Genomic DNA, 19,766 nt, shown 5'->3' on the forward strand with positions numbered 1-19,766 from the left:
GCCCGGTTGTCATATCTGGACGAGCGTCGAACCGGAGACCGTGACTACCACCGCCACCTCCTCCCACCACCTCTCTCCCGCCTTCCCGGGGCGGGCCCCCTGGGGCACCGCCAACAAGCTGCGAGCCTGGCAGCAGGGCGCCATGGAGAAGTACATCCAGGAGCAGCCCCGCGACTTCCTCGCGGTCGCGACGCCCGGCGCCGGAAAGACCACCTTCGCGCTGACCCTCGCGTCCTGGCTGCTGCACCACCACGTCGTACAGCAGGTCACGGTCGTCGCCCCCACGGAGCACCTGAAGAAGCAGTGGGCGGCCGCCGCCGCACGGATAGGGATCAAGCTCGACCCCGACTACAGCGCCGGGCCGCTCAGCAAGGAGTACCACGGCGTCGCGATCACCTACGCGGGTGTCGGCGTACGCCCCATGCTCCACCGCAACCGCTGCGAGCAGCGCAAGACCCTCGTCATCCTCGACGAGATCCACCACGCCGGTGACTCCAAGTCCTGGGGCGAGGCCTGCCTGGAGGCGTTCGACCCGGCGACCCGCCGCCTCGCCCTGACCGGTACGCCCTTCCGGTCCGACACCAACCCCATCCCCTTCGTCACGTACGAGGAGGGGAACGACGGGATCCGACGGTCGTCCGCCGACTACACGTACGGCTACGGCAACGCCCTCGGCGACGGTGTCGTCCGGCCCGTGATCTTCCTCTCCTACAGCGGCAACATGCGCTGGCGCACCAAGGCCGGCGACGAGATCGCCGCCCGCCTCGGCGAGCCGATGACCAAGGACGCCATCTCCCAGGCCTGGCGCACCGCGCTCGACCCCCGCGGCGACTGGATGCCGAACGTCCTGCGCGCCGCCGACCAGCGCCTCACCGAGGTCCGCAAGGGCATTCCCGACGCCGGTGGCCTGGTCATCGCCTCCGACCAGGACTCCGCCCGCGCCTACGCCAAGCTCATCCGCGAGATCACCGGTACGAAGGCCACCGTCGTGCTCTCCGACGAGGCCGCCGCCTCCAAGCGGATCGACGAGTTCAGCGAGAACAACGAACGCTGGATGGTCGCCGTCCGCATGGTGTCCGAGGGCGTCGACGTCCCCCGCCTCGCCGTGGGCGTGTACGCGACGACCATCTCGACCCCGCTCTTCTTCGCCCAGGCCGTCGGACGTTTCGTACGTTCCCGCAGGCGCGGCGAGACGGCCTCCGTGTTCCTTCCCACGATCCCCAACCTCCTCGGCTTCGCCAACGAGATGGAGGTCGAGCGCGACCACGTCCTCGACAAGCCGAAGAAGGACGGCGAGGAGGACCCGTACGCCGAGTCCGAGAAGGAGATGGCGGAGGCCGAGAAGCAGCAGGACGAGGACACCGGCGAGCAGGACATGCTGCCCTTCGAGGCGCTGGAGTCCGACGCCGTCTTCGACCGCGTGCTCTACGACGGCGCCGAGTTCGGCATGCAGGCCCACCCGGGCAGCGAGGAGGAGCAGGACTACCTCGGCATCCCCGGCCTCCTCGAACCCGACCAGGTGCAGCTGCTCCTCCAGAAGAGGCAGGCCCGGCAGATCGCGCACAGCCGCAAGAAGCCGGACACCGAGGCGGACCTGTTGGAGCTTCCGGCCGAGCGGCGGCCCGTCGTTTCCCACAAGGAGCTTCTCGAGCTGAGGAAACAGCTCAACACGATGGTCGGTGCGTACGTTCACCAGAGCGGCAAGCCCCATGGGGTGATCCACACCGAGCTGCGGCGGGTGTGCGGCGGGCCCCCGAGCGCCGAGGCGACCGCCGGGCAGATCCGCGAGCGGATCAAGAAGGTCCAGGAGTGGGCCACCCGGATGCGCTGAACCCGCGGACGCCGGCTCTCGTACGAAGGTGAGCGGAGGGGCGGCCGCGTGCCGCTCGGGCGGGCCCGTGTGCCGCTGAGCGGACGGTCCCGCGTCGCTCAGGACGGTCGTGCACCGCTGAGCGGACGGGGCCGCACGCCACCACGCGCCGACCGGCGGTATCCAGCCGCTCGCGCCCGGATTCTGGACGAGGTCTTCCGCTGAGCGGAGTGGCTCGCTAATGTCCCCGCAATGCAAACGCCCCGTGGCAGCGCCGCCGCGGAGCGCAGCCGGTGCGCATGGCCTGCCGGCGGCCTCTGACGTGCGTCGCCGCGGGACCGGCGCCGCTGCTCTCGTTTGAAGGTCCGCCGTCACTCACTCCGAAGGAGAGGGCGTCGTGACCGCGGAAACCTCCCAGACGCTCGACCGGGGACTCAGGGTCCTCAAACTGCTCGCCGACACCGACCACGGCCTGACCGTCACCGAGTTGTCCAACCGACTCGGGGTCAACAGGACCGTCGTCTACCGTCTGCTCGCCACACTCGAACAGCACGCGCTCGTCCGCCGCGACCTGGGCGGTCGCGCCCGGGTGGGCCTCGGCGTGCTCCGCCTCGGCCGCCAGGTCCATCCGCTCGTACGGGAGGCGGCGCTGCCCGCGCTGCGTTCCCTGGCCGAGGACATAGGCGCGACGGCCCATCTCACCCTCGTGGACGGGGCGGAGGCGCTGGCGGTCGCCGTCGTCGAACCGACCTGGACCGACTACCACGTGGCCTACCGGGCCGGGTTCCGGCACCCGCTGGACCGGGGCGCGGCGGGCCGCGCCATCCTCGCGGCCCGGCAGGGCAGCCTGATCGAGCCGGGGTTCACGCTGACCCACGGCGAGCTGGAGGCGGGCGCGAGCGGCGCCGCGGCCCCGCTGGTCGGCATCACGGGCATCGAGGGCAGCGTGGGCGTCGTGATGCTCGCGGACGCGGTCCCGGAACGCGTGGGCCCGAGGGTGGTCGACGCGGCCCGCGAGGTCGCCGACGCACTGCGCTAGGACGCGGCAGCGTCGGGTCGCGTCCGCGCCAGGACGCGCCTGCGCTCGGACGTACCTGCGCTTGGGCGCGCCTGCGCTTGGAGGTACCTGCGCTTGGAGGTACCTGCGCTTGTGCGCGCCTGCGCTCGGGCGCGCCTGCGCTTGGACTACCTGCGCTTGGGCGCGCCTGCGGTCGGACGCGCCTGCGGTGGGGCGCTCCTGTGCGTCAGGACGCGTCCGCGCCAGGGCGCTCCCGCACTAGGGAGCGCCTGGCCCGTGCCCGTCGTGGGGAGCCAGCAGCAGGTCGCCCAGTGCCGTTCTGCGGTGCGCCACCGCTCGGCCCGCCCGTGTCGTCGTGATGAGGCCCGCCCCACGCAGCGCCGAGGCGTGGGCCGACGCCGTCGCGTTGCTGACGCCCAGGCGGCGGGCCAGCGATGTCGTCGTGTGCGGGGCGGTGAGGGCCCGGAGGAGTTCGAGGCGGGTGCGGCCCAGGACGGTCGCCAGGGACTCCTCCGGGCCGGGTGCGAGGTCCGGGGTGAGCGGCAGGCCGGGTCCCGCCGCGTACGTCACCACCAACGGCCGGCCCGGCCGGTCCTGGACGAGCGGTCGGCCGGTCCAGTGGAAGGTCGGCAGGAGGACGAGGCCACGCCCGCGGAGGCGGATCTCCCGCTCGGCCGCCGGAGAGGCGGACACCGCCGGCCACTCCCAGACGCCGTCACGCAGCCGGGTGCCGGGGACCAGGGCCTCCAGGGCCGCGCCGGTCCCGTGCTCGGCGACCGTCAGCGCATGCTGGGTGAACTCCGCACGGTGCAGGTCCTGCACCAGCGGCCACACCGGTGTCACCACCGTCTCGTACGCCGCCTGCTGGGCCCGGCGCAGCACCCGCCCGGCGTCCTTCTCGCCCGCGTGGAGCTCGCGGATCCAGCGCGGGACGGGACGACCGGCGTAGACCCGCTCCAGCTCGGATCGCACCAGCTCCGCCGGAGCCGCCTCCACCAGGTCCAGGCCCTCGGCCGGAGTCTCGCCGAGCACGTCGAGGAAGAGCGGGGGGTCGCCGCCGGGGACGAGGTCCGCGAGCGGTGCCACGGCGTCCGGCAGGGACCGCAGCACCCGCCGCCGCCAGCGGCCGTGGAGCAGCTCGCCGCCGCCCGCGAACAGCATCATGAAGGCCGCGTTCAGCTCCGGCAGCGGGGCCGGCCGGGCGGCGAACCGCACCCGGGCCAGGTCCTCCGCCGTGAACCGGATCCGTGTCAACGCCGTCGCCTCATTCCGCACTCCCCGCAAGCCTTTCGATCACAGCCTCAACCTTCGTCCGAAGCCCCCTCACCACGCCAGCCTGTCCGCATGACCTCTTCCCGAGCGACCTCTCCGACCCGACGGACCGTCACCCGAGCGGGCATCCTCGCCGCCGCGCTCGCACTCGCGCCGGGCACCGCCCGCGCGTCCGGCTCCGTGTCCGCCGGCTCCGTGTCCGCCGCCTCCGCGCTCGCGCTTCGGCTGCCCGCGCCCACCGGCCCGTACCGGATCGGCGCCACGACCCTCCACCTCGTCGACCCCTCGCGCAACGACCCCTGGGAGCCCGCGATCGGTGTACGGGAGGTCATGGTCACCGTCCTCCACCCCGCCCGTACCGTCCGCGGATGCCCGCGCGCGCCGCAGCTGACCTCGGGCGAGGCCGAGATCTTCGCCTTCCTCGCCCACGCCGTCCACGGGCTGCCCCCGGCCGGCGTGGACTGGGCGGCCACCCGTACGCACTCCCACGTCGGCGCCCCCGTCCTGCCCGGCCGATGGCCCGTGCTGCTCTACAGCCCCGGTGGCGGCGAGGCCCGCTCCATGGGCACCTCGCTCGCGGAGGAGCTGGCCAGCCACGGCTGGGTGGTCGTCACCGTCGACCACCCCGGCGACGCCGGCCAGGTGGAGTTCCCCGGCCCGCGGCCGGGGCGTGACCGGGTGCGGCAGACGGTCCTCCTCGGACCGCCCACCGCCGAGCAGTTCCGCACGATGATCGACACCCGGCTCGCGGACCTCCGTCTCGTCCTCGACCGGCTCGAAGCCCTGGAAGGGCCCCTCGGCCGCGCGCTCGACCTGGAACGGGTCGGCGTCTACGGGCACTCCGCGGGCGGCACCGCCGCCGCGCAGGCCCTCTGCGACGACCCGCGGCTCGCCGCCGCCGTGAACCTGGAGGGGTATCTGGACCAGATGGACGGCACGCTCTTTCCCGTGGCCCGGTACGGCGTCGACCGGCCGCTGCTCCTGTTCGGCACCGACGGGTACCGCGACGCCCGGCTCGACCGCTCCTGGGACGCGGTGCTCGACCGGTCCGGGGCGCTGGTCCGCCGACGGCAGCTCGACGACGCGGCGCACGGGGTGTTCACCGACTACGCGGCGCTCGTGCCCCAGCTCCAGGCCGCCGGGCTGATCGGCGCCGCGGACCGGATCCGGCTCGTCGGTGCGATCGGGGCGTGGGAGGCCGTGCGTGCCGTGCGTCACCGGGTGCGGGGGTTCTTCGGCCGTCGGGTGCCGGTGGGCGCCCAGTAGATTGGGGGCGTGCTCACCAGTCTCACGCGTACCCGTGCGCTCGCCCTCTGCGCCCTGCCCGTCGCCGCGCTCCTCGCCGCCGTCGGGCTCGCGCCGCTGCCGTACGCCATCGCCTCGCCCGGAACGACCGCCGACGTGCTCGGGTCGGTCGACGGGCGTCAGGTGATCACGATCAGCGGGGCACCCGTCCGGGACACCGAGGGCGAGCTGCTGATGACCACGATCGTGGCCACCGGACCGAGCGTCGACAACGACTTCGCCGACATCGCCGACGCCTGGTTCCGTACGGACCAGGCCGTGCTGCCGCGCGACTCCGTCTACCCGCCGGGCAAGTCGGACGCCGAGGTGGAGGAGCACAACCTGGGTGAGATGAAGGAGTCGCAGGACGCCGCCACCCTGGCCGCCCTCGGCTATCTGAAGCTCGACCCGAAGGACGTGAAGGTCACGCTCCACCTCGCCGACATCGGCGGGCCGAGCGCCGGATTCCTCTTCTCCCTCGGGATCGTGGACAAGCTCGACGGCGACGGCGCCGACGGAGACCTCACCGGCGGCCGGACCATCGCCGGTACGGGCACGATCGAGCCGGACGGCACGGTCGGCGCCGTCGGCGGGGTGTCGCTGAAGACCCAGGCCGCGGCGCGCGACGGGGCGAGCGTCTTCCTCGTGCCCGAGGCGGAGTGCTCCGACGCCCAGGCCGAGCTGCCGGAGGGGATGCGGCTGATCCCCGTCTCGACGCTCACCGACGCCGTGGCGTCGCTCCGGGCGCTGGAGCAGGGCCAGGAAGCGAAGGTTCGGAGCTGCTGACCCGTCCGTCCTTCGCCGGTGCCTCCATCGTGCGCCAGGACGGGAAGACCATCGGCGCGAGCGTGGCAAGGAAGTAGACCCCGGCGAGCGTGAGCAGCGCCGCCACCAGACCGGTCCGCTCGACGAGCTGACCGGCGGCGAGGCCGCCGAGCGGCGTCGCCAGGAGCACCCCCGCCGTGGTCACGCCGGCGACCCGGCTGCGCAGCCCGTCCGGGATCACCTCGTACATCACCGTCGTCAGGATCGGGTTCAGCACACCGGCCCCGAACCCGCCCGCCGCCATGGTGACGAGCAGCGGCGGCGTGGTGTCGGTGAGCGCGGCCACGGTGAACGGCGGTGCGCCGCAGAGCAGGAAGCCCGCGACGAGGACCGCCCGGCGCGGGAAGCGGTGGCCGACCGCCCCGTACGCCAGTGCCCCGAGCAGCGCGCAGCCGCCGAAGACGGAGACGAGCAGGCCGAGGACGGCGGGGCCGCCGAGGTTGTCGCGGGCGTGGACGGGCAGCAGCACCGCGATCCAGCCCTGGCCGAGACCGTTGGTGACCATCACCATCAGGACGATGCCGAGGAGCAGCCGGGACCGGAGGACGAAGGTGTAGCCCTCGCGCAGATCGGCCCGGTAGCGGGCGGGCGAGAAGGGGGCCGGGTCCCGCAGCGGGGCCGCGGCCGGCAGTCCCCGGAGGCCGACGAGGATCAGCAGGGCGGAGAGCCCGAACGTGGCGGCGTCGAGGACCAGGACGGTGTCGGCGCCGAGGAGCGCGACGAGCACGCCGGCGAGGGCGGCTCCGGCCATCCGGGCGCCCCGCGAGACGGCGTCGAAGAGGCTCGCGGCGCGCGAGAGCGGGGTACCGGCGTGGTCCGCGAGATCGGGGATGAGGACGGAGCGGGCGGTCTCGCCCGGAGCGTGGAAGAGGCCGGTCACGGCCATCAGCGCGCACAGCATCCAGAACTGGAGCGCACCCGCTCGGTGCAGGAGCGGGATCGCGGCGAGCGCGAGGGCGCAGACGAGGTCGGAGGCGACGCTGATCCGGCGGCGGCCGACGCGGTCGACGAGCGGGCCGCCGACGATCGCGGAGACGACGACGGGCAGGGCCGCGCAGAACGCGACGAGTCCCGCCTTTCCGGGGCTTCCCGTGGTGTCGAGCGCGAACCACGGGACGCCGATGAGGGTGAGCGAATTGCCGGTGACGGAGATGGCGTTGGCGGCCAGGACGGTGGCCAGTGGAGCACGTCCCCCCGGGGTGCTCATACGGCGAGCGGTATCCGGCGGGGGGTGGCGGCCCGGGAGGGAACGGCGAGACGGAGCCCCAACGTGACCAGGGCCCAGCCCAGTTGCGAGCGGACCGGGACGCGGGGGAGGGAGTCGGCGGCGGCCCTGTGGAGTTCGGCGGCGTCGAGCTGGTGGAGCCGGAGGTGGATGTCGGAGTGCATGGTCTCGTGGTCCCTTTCTCAGTGCTCGTACTGGGGGAACGCGTGCAGGTGCATCCGTACGCGGGCGGCGCCCGGGGTGTCGGTGCCGGCGGCCTCGCTGTAGGAGCCGATCAACTCGTGGATCTTCTCGCTGAGTTCGCGCAGCCGCTCCGGCGGCAGGCGGAGGGTGAAGTCGCTCATGTCGGAGGCGCCGAGCCAGCTCTCGTCCCATTCCTGCCGGGTGCCGAGCCAGGTGTTGAGCTCCTGGGTGTGGATGGTCGCGATCTCGTGGAGGTAGACCTCCACGGCGCCCCTGACCTCGGGGTCGGGGTCGTGGTAGAGCGACTCGTCGAACGTCGTGCCCTGCACGGCCGCCTTCCACCACCGCTCCCGCCCCTTGCCGCGCGTCGGGTCGTCCTCGACGAAGCCGTGCGCCGCGAGCTGGCGGAGGTGGTAGCTGGTCGCGCCGCTGGACTCGCCGAGCCGCTCGGCGAGTTGCGAGGCGGTGGCGGGGCCGTGGTGACGCAGGGCGCGCAGCAGCTGGATCCGGAGCGGGTGGGCCAGCCCGCGCAGCGAGCGCGGGTCGAGTGTGCGGCTCTCGGGCTTCCTGGGCTTCTCGGGCTCGGGCATGGCTCCACAGTAGAGTTGCAAAGGAAGGCTTGCAAGGGTTTCTTTGCAACTACTTCTTCGGAAGTCGGGGAGGGGCAGGAGGCGGCTACAGCGGCCCGTCCTCCGCAGCCTGTTCCACCAGCGGGATGATCCGCAGCGGTACGGGGTTCTCCATCACGATCGCCGTGGAGGCCCGCACGATCCCCTCGATGCCGACGACCCGGTCGATCACCCGCTGGAGGTCCGCGTTGGAGCGCGCCACCAGTCGGCAGAGCATGTCGCCGTGCCCGGTCGTCGTGTGCAGCTCCAGGACCTCGGGCACGGTCGCCAGGTGCTCCCGTACGTCCGGCCCCTGCCCCTGCTTGATCTCCAGCGTCGCGAACGCGGTCACCGGATAGCCGAGCGCCGCCGGATCGACCTGCGGGCCGAAGCCGCGGATCACCCCCTGCGCCTGAAGACGGTCCAGACGCGCCTGCACCGTGCCGCGCGCCACGCCCAGCCGGCGCGACGCCTCCAGCACCCCGATCCGCGGCTCTCGTGCGAGAAGCACGATCAACCGGCCGTCCAGATGATCGATCGCCACAGAGGCCTCCTCATGGTCATCCTGTACAAGTCTCCCGGCCATACTGGCCTGCGGCTGTACAGGTTGCCCAGCCGCTCGGCGAACTATTGCGCAGCTTGCCGATCGGCGGGACTCTGCCGTCATGACTGAGACCATCGATCACACCCCTTCCACGGCGCGGCAGGCCGATCCCTTCCCCGTGAAGGGAATGGACGCGGTCGTCTTCGCCGTCGGCAACGCCAAGCAGGCCGCGCACTACTACTCCACGGCCTTCGGCATGAAGCTCGTCGCCTACTCCGGACCGGAGAACGGCAGCCGCGAGACCGCCAGCTACGTCCTGACGAACGGCGCCGCCCGCTTCGTGTTCACCTCCGTCATCAAGGCCTCCACCGACTGGGGCCGCTTCCTCGTCGAGCACGTCGCCGAGCACGGTGACGGCGTCGTCGACCTGGCGATCGAGGTGCCCGACGCGCGCGCCGCGTACGCCTACGCCGTCGAGCACGGCGCCACCGGGATCACCGAGCCGTATGAGGTGAAGGACGAGAACGGCACCGTCGTCCTCGCCGCCATCGCGACGTACGGCCAGACCCGCCACACCCTCGTCGAGCGCTCCGGCTACGACGGCCCCTACCTGCCGGGCTTCGTCGCCGCCTCCCCCATCGTCGAGCCGCCGGCCAAGCGCACCTTCCAGGCCATCGACCACTGCGTCGGCAACGTCGAGCTCGGCAAGATGAACGACTGGGTCGGCTTCTACAACAAGGTCATGGGCTTCACGAACATGAAGGAGTTCGTGGGCGACGACATCGCGACCGAGTACTCGGCCCTGATGTCGAAGGTCGTCGCGGACGGCACCCTCAAGGTGAAGTTCCCGATCAACGAGCCGGCGATCGCCAAGAAGAAGTCGCAGATCGACGAGTACCTGGAGTTCTACGGCGGTGCGGGCGTCCAGCACATCGCGCTGGCCACCAACGACATCGTCGCGACGGTCCGCTCCATGCGCGCCGCCGGTGTCCAGTTCCTCGACACCCCGGACTCGTACTACGACACGCTCGGCGAGTGGGCCGGCGAGACGCGCGTGCCGGTGGAGACCCTGCGTGAGCTGAAGATCCTCGTCGACCGCGACGAGGACGGGTACCTGCTGCAGATCTTCACGAAGCCGGTCCAGGACCGTCCGACCGTCTTCTTCGAGATGATCGAGCGTCACGGCTCGATGGGCTTCGGCAAGGGCAACTTCAAGGCCCTCTTCGAGGCGATCGAGCGGGAGCAGGAGAAGCGCGGGAACCTGTAGTCCGCGAAGACCGGCGGGCCCGGGCGGGTGTCTGCCCCGGGCCCGTCTTTCGCGCTCCGGCGCCCGCGGGGGAGGCGCCGGAGCGCGGTGGTACCTGCGTGCCCCCCCGTGTGGGTAATCGTCCCGCCGGGGCGTGGGGGCTCCGCACTGCCCGCGGTCCGCGCCGTCCCGGTCGCGGGTCCCCCCCGGACGGAGTCTGGGGGAGGGTGGGCACACGGGACGGTGCCCTTGCCGGGCCCAGGCTCCCCGTGCCTGCGGTGCCTACGGGTGCGGCGCCGTCGTGGGTTGTGCCCACCCTTCCCCGGACTCCGTCCGAGGCGACCCCCCTGCCGCCCCGGCGGAACGATTACCCGCAACGGGTGTAGCCGGTGCCTTCGCCGTCGGCGGCGCTTCCGAGGCGTTCGGGGGCTCAGGAGGGGACTCGCGGAGTTCTTCCGGGAGGGTGTCCGGGGGGTCGCCCAGTTCGCGGACCGACTGCCTCGCCCTCGGTGCCAGCAGCGGCGAGAACTCCGGATTGATCCGCAGCGCCTCCGCCAGATGCCGGCGCGCCGGCCCGTACTCCGCCACCGCCCGCTCGATCTCCCCCCGGTGGTACGCGAAGAGCGCGCTGCGCAGCCCCTCGTCCGTCGCCCTCTTCGCGTACTCCAGCGCCTCCTTCGGCTTCCCGGCCCGGAAGAGCGCCCACCCCAGCGCGTCCGCCATCTGCACCGACCGGTGCCCGCGCGCCCACTCCGCCCGCAGCGTCCGCACCGCCGCCGCCGGGTCGCCGTGGTCCGCCTCGAACAGGCCGAGGGCGACCTCCCCGCCGGGCCAGGACCCCGACCGCAACAGCTCGTACTGCGCGTGCGCCTCGCCGTCCAGGCCCAGCGACTCGTACAGCTCGCCCGCCTCCAGGACGTACTCGGGCCGGGGCAGCCGCGCGAGCGCCGCCCGGTAGTCGAGCATCGCCTCGTCCGTGCGGTGCAGCGCCGCGAGTGCCCGGCCCCGTCCGGCGAGCGACGGCCCGTGGTCCCTCACGAGACGCAGGGCCGACCCGTACTGGGTCACCGCCTCCTCCGGCTCGCCCCGTTCCCACGCCAGATCCCCGAGCCGCGCGTACGCCGCCGCCTTCTCCGCGCCGGTCTCCGCCCGCGCCACCGCGTCGAGCGCCGCCACCGCCGCGTCCTCGCGCCAGCCCCGGTTGCGGTACCCCTGCGCGACCCTCGTGCTCACCGCCGCACCCGAGTGCAGCTCCTCCAGGGCCGAAAGGGCCTGCTGGGCGGACTTGTAGTCGCCGAGCCCGTTGTACGCGTCGATCAGCACCGGGTACACCGGCCAGCGCTTCGGGGCCTTCGCGCGCACCGCCTCGCCCCAGGTCCTGGCCGTCCGCCAGTCGCCCCGAGCGTTGGCCAGGGCGCCGAGCCCCAGCTGCGCGTCGAGGTTCCCGCGTGAGGCGGGCCGTACCTCCAGGGAACGGTTCAGGGCCCGCTCGGCCCGCGGGTAGTACGTCACGTCGCCGAGCCGCACGCCCCGCTCGGTGTACGCCGCCCCGAGCACGGCCCACGACACCTCGTCCGCCGGATGGTCCTTCAGCCACTTCTCACGGTCGCCGATCAGCGCTCCCAGGTCGGGCAGCGAGGCCTGCGCCCCGGCGTTCGCCGCGATCACCGCGCGCTCCGCGGGACCGGGGGCGGGCCGCTTCCCGTCGCCGAACAGACCGGGTGCGAGATCGGGGGCGTACAGCAGCGCCGTCGCCGCGAGCACCGCACCCACCCCCGCGGCCAGGACCGCTCTCGACACGTTCTCCGTCTTCATGCCGCTCACTGTGCGCCTGTACGAAGAGCACACGAAGGACCACGACGGCGGGTTCACACCGATGGCCCCGGGTGCCAGGCTGGACGCATGGACGATCTTCTGACGCGGCTCCACGCGGACCTGCGCGCGGGTCTGCCCGCAGAGGCGCTGATCACCGACCCGGACGTCACCGCCTCCTACACCCACGACATGGCGAGCTTCTGCACGGCCGGCACCCCCGCTGCCGTCGTCCTCCCGCGCACGGTCGAGCAGGTCCAGCACGTCATGCGCACCGCGACCGCGCTGCGCGTCCCGGTCGTCCCCCAGGGCGCGCGCACCGGCCTGTCCGGGGCCGCCAACGCCTCAGAGGGCTGCATCGTGCTCTCGCTGGTCAGGATGGACCGGATCCTGGAGGTCAACCCGGTCGACCGGATCGCGGTCGTGGAACCCGGCGTGGTCAACGCCGTCCTGTCCCGCGCGGTCAACGAGCACGGCCTCTCCTACCCGCCGGACCCCTCCAGCTGGGAGACGTGCACCATCGGCGGGAACATCGGCACCGCGTCCGGCGGCCTGTGCTGTGTGAAGTACGGGGTGACGGCCGAGTACGTCCTCGGCCTCGACGTCGTCCTCGCCGACGGGCGGCTGCTCTCCACCGGCCGCCGCACCGCCAAGGGCGTCGCCGGATACGACCTGACCCGGCTCTTCGTCGGCTCGGAGGGCAGCCTCGGCATCATCGTCGGCGCGACCCTCGCGCTCCGCCCGCAGCCGCCCCAGCAGCTCGCGCTCGCCGCCGAGTTCCCCTCATCGGCGGCCGCCTGCGAGGCCGTCTGCGCGATCATGGAGCGCGGCCATACGCCGTCTCTGCTGGAGCTGATGGACGGCACCACCATCCGCGCCGTCAACGCGATGGCGAACATGGGGCTGCCCAACACCACCGAAGCGCTCCTCCTGTGTGCCTTCGACACCCCCGACCCCGCGGCCGATCTGGCCGCCGTCGGCGAGCTGTGCAGGGCGGCCGGGGCCACCGAGGTCGTACCGGCCGAGTCCGCGGCCGAGTCCGATCTCCTCCTCCAGGCGCGCCGGCTCTCCCTGACCGCCCTGGAGACGATCAAGTCCGCGACGATGATCGACGACGTCTGCGTACCGCGGACGAAACTGGCCGCGATGCTCGACGGGACGGCCGCCATCGCCGCGAAGTACGACCTGACCATCGGTGTCTGCGCGCACGCGGGCGACGGGAACACCCACCCCGTGGTCTGCTTCGACCACGCGGACGAGGACGAGTCGCGGCGGGCGCGGGAGTCCTTCGACGAGATCATGGCGCTCGGACTCGAACTCGGCGGCACGATCACCGGCGAGCACGGCGTGGGCACCCTGAAGAAGGACTGGCTGGCGCAGGAGTTGGGACCGGTGGGCGTGGAGCTGCAGCAGGGCATCAAGCGGACCTTCGACCCGCTCGGGATCCTGAACCCCGGAAAGCTCTTCTGATCTCTTCGCCGCTCCGTTCACGCCGTACCTCACGCCGTACCTCACTGCTCCCCTCACGCCTCACCGTCCTGCGACTCGTCCGACGGCCACGGGTCGTGCAGCCAGAGGTCGTCGGCGACCGAGGTGGTGGCCAGCAGCTCGACGAGCCCCTCGTCGATGCCGAGCTGCTCGGACTCGGTGCCCGGCGGGACGGCGCGCAGGGTCCGCTCCAGCCAGGCGGAGACCTGCGCGGACGGCGCCTCCAGCAGCGCGTCGCCGTCGGGGGAGGAGAGCGCCATGAGGACGACGTCGCGGCCGTCGACCTTGGTGGGCCAGATCCGGACGTCGCCGTGGCCGCAGGGCCGGAAGACACCCTCGACGAGCAACTCGCGGGCGAACGTCCAGTTGACGGGGTACTCCGAACCGACGTGGAACGTGATGTGCACGGCGTAAGGGTCGTCGGTGCGGTAGGCGAGCCGCGCGGGGACGGGGATGGAGCGCTCGGGCGACAGCACCAGCTTCAGCTCCAGCTCGCGCTCGACGACGGTGTTCTCGGTGTTCTGCATGGCTGACGTCCTCTCCCTGTACGGGGCCCGGGGCGGGCCCGCACCCGGAGAGAGCGCGACGGCGGCCCGCCATTACGCGACTTCGGAGAAGTTTTTTCGGGAGTTCTCCGAGGGGACCGTCGGCCCGAGCGTGACGGTGAGTGGCGGGTTCTGTGGGTATGTCGCTCGAAGGCAGGTTTCTCGCGGCCTCTTTCTTCTTGTGGCGCCGTTCTTCGTTACTGTCCTCCTTGGGCCCGTGGGCCCGAGGTCGTAGAAGCGTCGTCACGGAACGGAGTCGGGGCAGTGGCTACTCCTCCTGGAGCCGGCGGGGAGGTACCGCAGGCCGGGTACTACCCGGACCCCTCCATTCCCGGATACATCCGGTACTGGAACGGGGGCGCCTGGGTGCCCGGGACGAGCAGGCCGGCCCCCCGTGAGGGTGAACTCCCTCCGGCGGCCCCGGTCTCGGCGATGCCGCCGGGTCCGGCCCTGGCCCCGAACCCCTCGCCCGCGCCCGTGGTCTCCTCGCCGGCGCCCGTCGTCTCGTCGCCGGCCCCCGTGCCCGCCGTGGAGGAGACGGGACCCGTCTTCCTCGACGAGGAGCCCGCCGCCGCGCCCGAGCCCGAGCCGGCCTCGGCATGGCAGGCGGACGTCTCGCGGCAGACCGGGTTCGGCGGCGACCGGGACCGCAGGGTCTCCTGGGGCTCGCCCGAGGCCGAGCAGGCGGCGCAGGATCCCCGGGTCGCCGCCGCCCGCGCCGCGGACCCCGAGCCCAAGCCGGCCGGGCCGTCCGGTCCGCAGGCCCGGCTGGGCGGGATGCCGGTCACTCCGGCGTCCGCCGCCGACCCGACGGGCGGCGCGCTGCCCGGCGTGCGGCAGACGAAGACGGACGGTCAGGCGCCCGTGCCGGAGGGCACGATGACGATCCGGGCGCTCCCACCGCAGGGCGCACCGGCCTCCCCGCAGAACGCCCAGAGCCCGCAGGGCCCCCAGAGCCCGCAGGGTACGCGTGACGCGCACGTGCCGCAGGGACCGCAGGCCCTCAGGGCCCCTCAGGGAGGCGGGGCGCAGCCCTCCCCGGCTCCCCTCCCGCACGTGCCCGGCCAGCCCCAGCCCCAGCCCCAGGCGCAGAACCCCGCCCCCTCCCCAGCGGCCTCCGCACCCGCCCCCGTCACCGCGGGTCCCGGCGGCGGGGCCCCCTCGTGGCCCCAGCAGGTCCACCAGCTGGCGCAGCCCGCGGCGGCCGCGGCCCCGGCGGCACACCAGCAGACCCCGCAGGCCCAGCAGACCCCGCAGGCCCAGCAGACCCCGCAGGCCCAGCACTCCCCGCAGGCCCAGCAGACCCCGCAGGCCCAGCACCCGCAGACCGCCGACCAGGAGCAGCCGGTCCTGCCCTGGAAGCCGCCCGTCGAGGACCCGTTCCTCCAGGCCGCCCGTGCCCAGGCCGCCGCCCGCCCGGCCGGGCTCGGCAAGCGCCTGGTCGCCCGGTTCATCGACACCCTCGTCCTCGGCGCGCTCGCCGGCGGCGCGTCCTTCCCCTTCGTCATGGCGGCGCTCGACCACATCGACGCCAAGATCGAGGCGGCCAAGCAGTCCGGTGTCACCGTCCAGGTCTGGCTCCTGGACGGCACCACCTCGCTCAACTTCGGGATCGCGCTCGGCGCACTCCTCGTCCTCGGCGTGCTGTACGAGGCGCTGCCCACGGCCAAGTGGGGCCGTACGCTCGGCAAGAAGCTCTGCGGTCTCCAGGTGCGGGACATCGAGGCGCACGAGCCGCCGACGTTCGGCGCGGCCCTGCGCCGCTGGCTCGTCTACAGCGTGCTCGGACTCCTCGTCCTCGGTGTCCTGAACGTCCTGTGGTGTCTCTTCGACCGCCCCTGGCGTCAGTGCTGGCACGACAAGGCGGCCCACACCTTCGTGGCCGGCTAACGGCCGCCCCCGGGGGACCCGTACGGCGGTCCCCCGAACGGTCGGCGATCGATTGCGGGGCCCTGCCACGCGGGATGCACTGCCCCCATGAGCAACGACCAGCCGACGTCCGGCCAGCCGCCCGAGGACGACCCGTTCGTCAAGAAGCCGCAGGAGCCCTCGCCGCCGTCGGGGGGCTCTCCGTACGGGAGCGGGAGTCAGCCGCCACCCCCCGAGGGGACGCCGCCGCCGGGCGGCCCTCCTCCCGAGGGTCCGCCGCCGGGGGGTCCTCCTCCCGGGGGTCCGCCGCCCGGTTCTCCGTACGACAACATGCCGCCGCCGCCCCCGCCGTACGGCTCCCAGCCCTACGGCGGCGGGGGCGGTTACGGGGGTGTGGATCCGCTGGCCGGGATGCCGCCGCTCGCCGACTCCGGCAAGCGCATCCTCGCCCGGATCATCGACTGGCTGATCGTCGCCATCCCGCTCGCCCTCATCGGCATCCCGTTCAACATCTACGACCGGGCGACCGACGGCGACGACTTCGGTGACACCATCACGGCGACCAGCACGGGCAGCGGTCTCGTCTTCCAGCTCATCACCATCGTGGCGTATGTCGCCTACGACACCCTGATGGTGGCGAACAGCGGCCAGACGCTCGGCAAGAAGTGGCTGAAGCTGCGCGTCGCGATGCTCAACGACGGCTCCACACCGCCGACGAACGCCTCGCTGATCCGCGCGGTCGTGCTCTGGCTGCCCGCGCTGATCTGCTGTGCCTGCCTGTGGCCGCTGCTCCTGCTCATCCTGATCCTGGTCGACAAGCCCTACAAGCAGGGCCTGCACGACAAGGCGGCCAAGACCGTGGTGGTGTCGGTCCCGCAGTAGCCGGGGCGGCTACGGCGCCGGCGTCACGTGCCGATCCGGGAATCGGCCCCCGCACCGACGCGGGCGGCCGGTACCCGGATCTCGTCCGTCCGGGGGAGTGGTGGCACGGGTGCCGGGGCGGCGGGCCTGCGGTGGACCGGCATGGTCACCGTGACCAGCAGCCCGAGCAGCAGTCCGGCGGCGCTGATGACGACGATCCCCAGCGCGTTCGTGGTGCGGGACAGCAGCAGCAGGGCGACGGTCGAGAAGACGACGGTGGCCGAACCGTAGGCGAGCTGTGCGGCGTTCGGACGCGGCATGACGGGTTCCGTCCCTCGAAGCATCGGCTCGTCGCTCCCCCTGGCTGGCGCCGGAGGACCCCCGGCGAGCGACTCTACGATGCTGGATGCCCGAGCGAAACGGGTAGTAAGCGTGACCTAACCCACGGTGTGGATGCACGGGGGGCGCATGGAGTCATCGTTTCTTCCAACGACCTCTTCGGGTGCGCCCGGTTGCCGTCCGGATAACGGAAAACGACTCCTGCATAGTGCAGTTGGCCTGTTCAAGTCAAGGTCTGTCTTTTCTCTCGTAACTCCGGTCGAATGTCGTCACTTGTGACGCGCGACCCCGCCCGCGGACACCCCACCCTCGGTCCGCGCGGTCGCGGGCGCCGGGGAGGAATCATCAAGTGACCAACAGACGACGGGCGATCAGAGCGTCCGCAGTCGTCGTGGCGCTCGCGGCCACCGCCGCGAGCGCCTCGACCTTCGCTTTCGCCGACGACAGGGGACCGGGCGCACCGGCCTCGATCGAGCGCCACGACCCGGCTCCGGGTGCAGGTGTCGACAAGACGGCGGTCGACCACGATCTCGAGGGACCGTACAGCAAGCAGCAGGAGCAGCAGCGCAAGGCTGCTCTGGAGCAGGTGCTGAGCGGCGAGAGCAAGGTCGAGCGCCGCGGGGGCTCCCAGGTCGTCAAGCTCGACAGCAAGAAGTACGTCGAGCTGGGCCGTGAGAAGACGGACAAGATCTTCACGATCCTCGTGGAGTTCGGCGACAAGGTGGACAACACCACCCTGGTCGACCGCGCCGACGACGAGACGGACGAGCCGAAGCCGAAGTTCGGCGGCACGCCCGGCCCGCTGCACAACCAGATAGCCCAGCCGGACCGCTCGAAGGACAACTCGACGGCCTGGCAGAAGGACTACAACCAGCAGCACTTCCAGGACCTGTACTTCGGCACCGGCAAGGACAAGAAGGGCCAGCCGAAGGAGTCCCTGAAGACGTACTACGAGAAGACCTCCTCCGGCCGGTACTCGGTCGAGGGCGGTGTCTCGGACTGGGTCAAGGTCGAGTACAACGAGGCCCGTTACGGCTCGAACTACTGCGGCAACAGCAACTGCGCCAACGTCTGGGACGCCGTCCGCGACGGTGTCACCGCCTGGACCGCGGACCAGAAGGCCAAGGGCCGCACCGACGCCCAGATCAAGGCCGACATCGCGCAGTACGACCAGTGGGACCGGTACGACTTCGACGCCGACGGCAACTTCAACGAGGCCGACGGCTACATCGACCACTTCCAGATCGTCCACGCGGGCGAGGACGAGTCGGCGGGCGGCGGCGTCCAGGGCGGCGACGCCCTGTGGGCCCACCGCTGGTACGCGTACGGCACGGACGCGGGCAAGACCGGACCGTCGAACAACAAGTCCGGCGGCACGCAGGTCGGCAACACCGGCGTCTGGGTCGGCGACTACACGATGCAGCCCGAGAACGGCGGCCTCGGCGTCTTCGCCCACGAGTACGGTCACGACCTCGGTCTGCCCGACCTGTACGACACCTCGGGCAAGGCCGGCGCCGAGAACTCGACCGGTTTCTGGTCCCTGATGTCCTCCGGCTCCTGGCTCGGCCGGGGCAAGGACTCCATCGGCGACCTGCCCGGCGACATGAACGCCTGGGACAAGCTGCAGCTCGGCTGGCTCAACTACACCAAGGTGAGCAACGAGCAGCGTGGTACGAAGTCCACCCACAAGCTGGGCGTGGCCGAGTACAACACCAAGAACCCCCAGGCGCTCGTCGTCGAGCTGCCGAAGAAGAAGGTCACCACCGATGTCGTCGCGCCCGCCGAGGGTGCCACGCAGTGGTGGAGCGACATGGGTGACGACCTCAAGAACACCCTGACCCGCTCCGTCGACCTGACCGGCAAGTCGAAGGCCACCCTGGAGCTCAAGGGCTGGTACGACATCGAGCTGGACTACGACTACCTCTACACCGAGGTGTCCACCGACGGCGGCGCCAACTGGACCGCCCTGGACGGCACGGTGGACGGCAAGCCGCTGCCCCGCGACGCGAGTGGCGCCCCGGCGCTGACCGACGTCTCCGGTGCGTACAAGCCGCTCGTCTTCCCGCTCGACGCCTACGCGGGCAAGAAGTTCGACCTCCGCTTCCGCTACCAGACGGACGGCGGCGCCGGCGGCAAGGGCTTCGCGGCCGACGCCATCACGCTGACCGCCGACGGTGCCACCGTCTTCTCGGACAACGTCGAGAACGGCGACAACGGCTGGACGGCGAAGGGCTTCTCGCGGATCGGCAAGGGCTTCACGAAGGAGTACGAGCAGTACTACATCGCGGAGAACCGCCAGTACGTCTCGTACGACGCGACCCTCAAGGTCGGCCCGTACAACTTCGGGTTCACGGGTGACAAGGCGAGCTGGGTCGAGCACTACCCGTACCAGAACGGTCTGCTCATCTGGCAGTGGGACACGTCGCAGAAGGACAACAACACGGCCGTCCACCCCGGCCAGGGTCTGATCCTTCCGATCGACGCGCACCCGACGCCGCTGAAGAACGCCGACGGCACCCTGATGCGCAACCGTGTCCAGGCGTACGACTCGACGTTCGGCACCTACCGCACCGACGCGATCCGGCTGCACAAGGCGGGCGTGCCGGCGTGGGTGAAGTCGCAGCCCGGCGTCCCGGTCTTCGACGACCGACGGGGCACGTACTGGTACACCCAGACCGAGCGCGCCGGTGTCCAGGTAACTGACACCAACACCAAGATCGCGGTCGTCAAGGAGCCGAAGGACGGCCAGACGATGACCGTCCAGGTGGGTCCGTCGCAGAAGTAGATCTGCATCACCGCAGGTCAAAGCATGATCGGCCGTCGCCCTCTAGCGGGCG

The 19,766-nt window shown here is 72.0% G+C and carries 17 protein-coding genes; 9 read left to right on the plus strand and 8 right to left on the minus strand.

The annotated features are described in order from the left end of the window. Positions 1-40 precede the first annotated feature (40 nt). Both ACZ3IJ_RS29560 and ACZ3IJ_RS29565 read left to right on the plus strand, forming a co-directional pair. Positions 41-1,831 carry a DEAD/DEAH box helicase gene (locus tag ACZ3IJ_RS29560; protein ID WP_352187429.1) on the plus strand — a complete coding sequence of 597 codons (1,791 nt, stop codon included), beginning with the start codon at positions 41-43 and terminating at the stop codon, positions 1,829-1,831. Between the two features lie 376 nt (positions 1,832-2,207). Next, positions 2,208-2,849 carry an IclR family transcriptional regulator gene (locus ACZ3IJ_RS29565; RefSeq protein ID WP_260229619.1) on the plus strand — a complete coding sequence of 214 codons (642 nt, stop codon included), beginning with the start codon at positions 2,208-2,210 and terminating at the stop codon, positions 2,847-2,849. A 237-nt stretch (positions 2,850-3,086) separates the two neighbouring features. On the opposite strand, the gene ACZ3IJ_RS29570 is transcribed toward ACZ3IJ_RS29565, so the two are convergent. Continuing rightward, complete coding sequence (locus tag ACZ3IJ_RS29570) at positions 3,087-4,082, minus strand: ArsR/SmtB family transcription factor (RefSeq protein ID WP_467473042.1); 996 nt, start codon at positions 4,080-4,082, stop codon at positions 3,087-3,089. A 90-nt stretch (positions 4,083-4,172) separates the two neighbouring features. Between ACZ3IJ_RS29570 and ACZ3IJ_RS29575 the strand changes: the two genes are divergently transcribed. Next, positions 4,173-5,366 (plus strand): alpha/beta hydrolase family protein, encoded by a 1,194-nt coding sequence (locus ACZ3IJ_RS29575; protein ID WP_467473044.1) that lies wholly within the window; start codon positions 4,173-4,175, stop codon positions 5,364-5,366. A gap of 9 nt (positions 5,367-5,375) precedes the next feature. Continuing rightward, complete coding sequence (locus ACZ3IJ_RS29580; protein ID WP_467473047.1) at positions 5,376-6,170, plus strand: S16 family serine protease; 795 nt, start codon at positions 5,376-5,378, stop codon at positions 6,168-6,170. Here the strand turns inward: ACZ3IJ_RS29580 and ACZ3IJ_RS29585 are convergent. From ACZ3IJ_RS29585 to ACZ3IJ_RS29600, 4 genes are all read right to left on the minus strand, one after another. After that, positions 6,103-7,416, minus strand: a complete 1,314-nt coding sequence (locus ACZ3IJ_RS29585; protein WP_467473050.1) for an MFS transporter — start codon at positions 7,414-7,416, stop codon at positions 6,103-6,105. The two genes, ACZ3IJ_RS29580 and ACZ3IJ_RS29585, sit on opposite strands and share 68 nt — an antisense overlap. Next, positions 7,413-7,598, minus strand: a complete 186-nt coding sequence (locus ACZ3IJ_RS29590) for a hypothetical protein (protein WP_467473052.1) — start codon at positions 7,596-7,598, stop codon at positions 7,413-7,415. The genes ACZ3IJ_RS29585 and ACZ3IJ_RS29590 overlap by 4 nt, the downstream gene beginning before the upstream one ends. Positions 7,599-7,616: 18 nt before the next feature. Then, positions 7,617-8,207, minus strand: coding sequence for an ArsR/SmtB family transcription factor (locus tag ACZ3IJ_RS29595; protein WP_467473054.1), 591 nt, complete (start codon positions 8,205-8,207; stop codon positions 7,617-7,619). Between the two features lie 85 nt (positions 8,208-8,292). Further along, a complete protein-coding gene (locus tag ACZ3IJ_RS29600; protein ID WP_383227978.1) occupies positions 8,293-8,769 on the minus strand; it encodes an Lrp/AsnC family transcriptional regulator in 477 nt (158 codons plus the stop codon). Positions 8,770-8,890: 121 nt separating this feature from the next. On the opposite strand from ACZ3IJ_RS29600, the gene hppD reads away from it, so the two are divergent. Further along, positions 8,891-10,036: a 4-hydroxyphenylpyruvate dioxygenase gene (hppD, locus tag ACZ3IJ_RS29605; protein WP_467473058.1), complete on the plus strand. Its 1,146-nt coding sequence runs from the start codon at positions 8,891-8,893 to the stop codon at positions 10,034-10,036. Positions 10,037-10,297: 261 nt separating this feature from the next. On the opposite strand, the gene ACZ3IJ_RS29610 is transcribed toward hppD, so the two are convergent. Continuing rightward, positions 10,298-11,830 (minus strand): tetratricopeptide repeat protein, encoded by a 1,533-nt coding sequence (locus ACZ3IJ_RS29610; protein WP_467473060.1) that lies wholly within the window; start codon positions 11,828-11,830, stop codon positions 10,298-10,300. A gap of 87 nt (positions 11,831-11,917) precedes the next feature. Here ACZ3IJ_RS29610 and ACZ3IJ_RS29615 point away from each other — a divergent pair, with 87 nt between their 5' ends. After that, entirely contained in the window at positions 11,918-13,297 is a 1,380-nt protein-coding gene (locus ACZ3IJ_RS29615) for an FAD-binding oxidoreductase (protein ID WP_467473062.1), read from the plus strand. Between the two features lie 53 nt (positions 13,298-13,350). On the opposite strand, the gene ACZ3IJ_RS29620 is transcribed toward ACZ3IJ_RS29615, so the two are convergent. Then, positions 13,351-13,842 carry an SsgA family sporulation/cell division regulator gene (locus ACZ3IJ_RS29620; RefSeq protein WP_467473064.1) on the minus strand — a complete coding sequence of 164 codons (492 nt, stop codon included), beginning with the start codon at positions 13,840-13,842 and terminating at the stop codon, positions 13,351-13,353. Positions 13,843-14,124: 282 nt separating this feature from the next. Between ACZ3IJ_RS29620 and ACZ3IJ_RS29625 the strand changes: the two genes are divergently transcribed. Continuing rightward, positions 14,125-15,750, plus strand: a complete 1,626-nt coding sequence (locus ACZ3IJ_RS29625) for an RDD family protein (protein ID WP_467473066.1) — start codon at positions 14,125-14,127, stop codon at positions 15,748-15,750. A gap of 87 nt (positions 15,751-15,837) precedes the next feature. Continuing rightward, on the plus strand, positions 15,838-16,611 hold the full coding sequence (locus tag ACZ3IJ_RS29630; protein WP_467473068.1) for an RDD family protein: 774 nt from the start codon (positions 15,838-15,840) through the stop codon (positions 16,609-16,611). A 23-nt stretch (positions 16,612-16,634) separates the two neighbouring features. Here ACZ3IJ_RS29630 and ACZ3IJ_RS29635 read toward each other — a convergent pair whose 3' ends face one another. Continuing rightward, the gene (locus ACZ3IJ_RS29635; RefSeq protein WP_467473070.1) at positions 16,635-16,910 is read right to left on the minus strand and encodes a hypothetical protein; all 276 of its coding nucleotides are present in this window, start codon (positions 16,908-16,910) and stop codon (positions 16,635-16,637) included. Positions 16,911-17,278: 368 nt separating this feature from the next. Here ACZ3IJ_RS29635 and ACZ3IJ_RS29640 point away from each other — a divergent pair, with 368 nt between their 5' ends. Continuing rightward, positions 17,279-19,714 carry an immune inhibitor A domain-containing protein gene (locus tag ACZ3IJ_RS29640; protein ID WP_467473072.1) on the plus strand — a complete coding sequence of 812 codons (2,436 nt, stop codon included), beginning with the start codon at positions 17,279-17,281 and terminating at the stop codon, positions 19,712-19,714. Positions 19,715-19,766: the final 52 nt, after the last annotated feature.

It is taken from the genome of Streptomyces sp. NPDC013317 (assembly GCF_055563155.1).

Bases quoted from the DNA above. Each gene is read 5' to 3' on its own strand.
- ACZ3IJ_RS29575 (WP_467473044.1), top strand. From the start codon at position 4,173: ATGACCTCTTCCCGAGCGACCTCTCCGACCCGACGGACCGTCACCCGA.
- ACZ3IJ_RS29585 (WP_467473050.1), bottom strand. From the start codon at position 7,416: ATGAGCACCCCGGGGGGACGTGCTCCACTGGCCACCGTCCTGGCCGCC.
- ACZ3IJ_RS29590 (WP_467473052.1), bottom strand. From the start codon at position 7,598: ATGCACTCCGACATCCACCTCCGGCTCCACCAGCTCGACGCCGCCGAA.
- ACZ3IJ_RS29595 (WP_467473054.1), bottom strand. From the start codon at position 8,207: ATGCCCGAGCCCGAGAAGCCCAGGAAGCCCGAGAGCCGCACACTCGAC.
- hppD (WP_467473058.1), top strand. From the start codon at position 8,891: ATGACTGAGACCATCGATCACACCCCTTCCACGGCGCGGCAGGCCGAT.
- ACZ3IJ_RS29610 (WP_467473060.1), bottom strand. From the start codon at position 11,830: ATGAAGACGGAGAACGTGTCGAGAGCGGTCCTGGCCGCGGGGGTGGGT.
- ACZ3IJ_RS29615 (WP_467473062.1), top strand. From the start codon at position 11,918: ATGGACGATCTTCTGACGCGGCTCCACGCGGACCTGCGCGCGGGTCTG.
- ACZ3IJ_RS29620 (WP_467473064.1), bottom strand. From the start codon at position 13,842: ATGCAGAACACCGAGAACACCGTCGTCGAGCGCGAGCTGGAGCTGAAG.
- ACZ3IJ_RS29630 (WP_467473068.1), top strand. From the start codon at position 15,838: ATGAGCAACGACCAGCCGACGTCCGGCCAGCCGCCCGAGGACGACCCG.
- ACZ3IJ_RS29635 (WP_467473070.1), bottom strand. From the start codon at position 16,910: ATGCCGCGTCCGAACGCCGCACAGCTCGCCTACGGTTCGGCCACCGTC.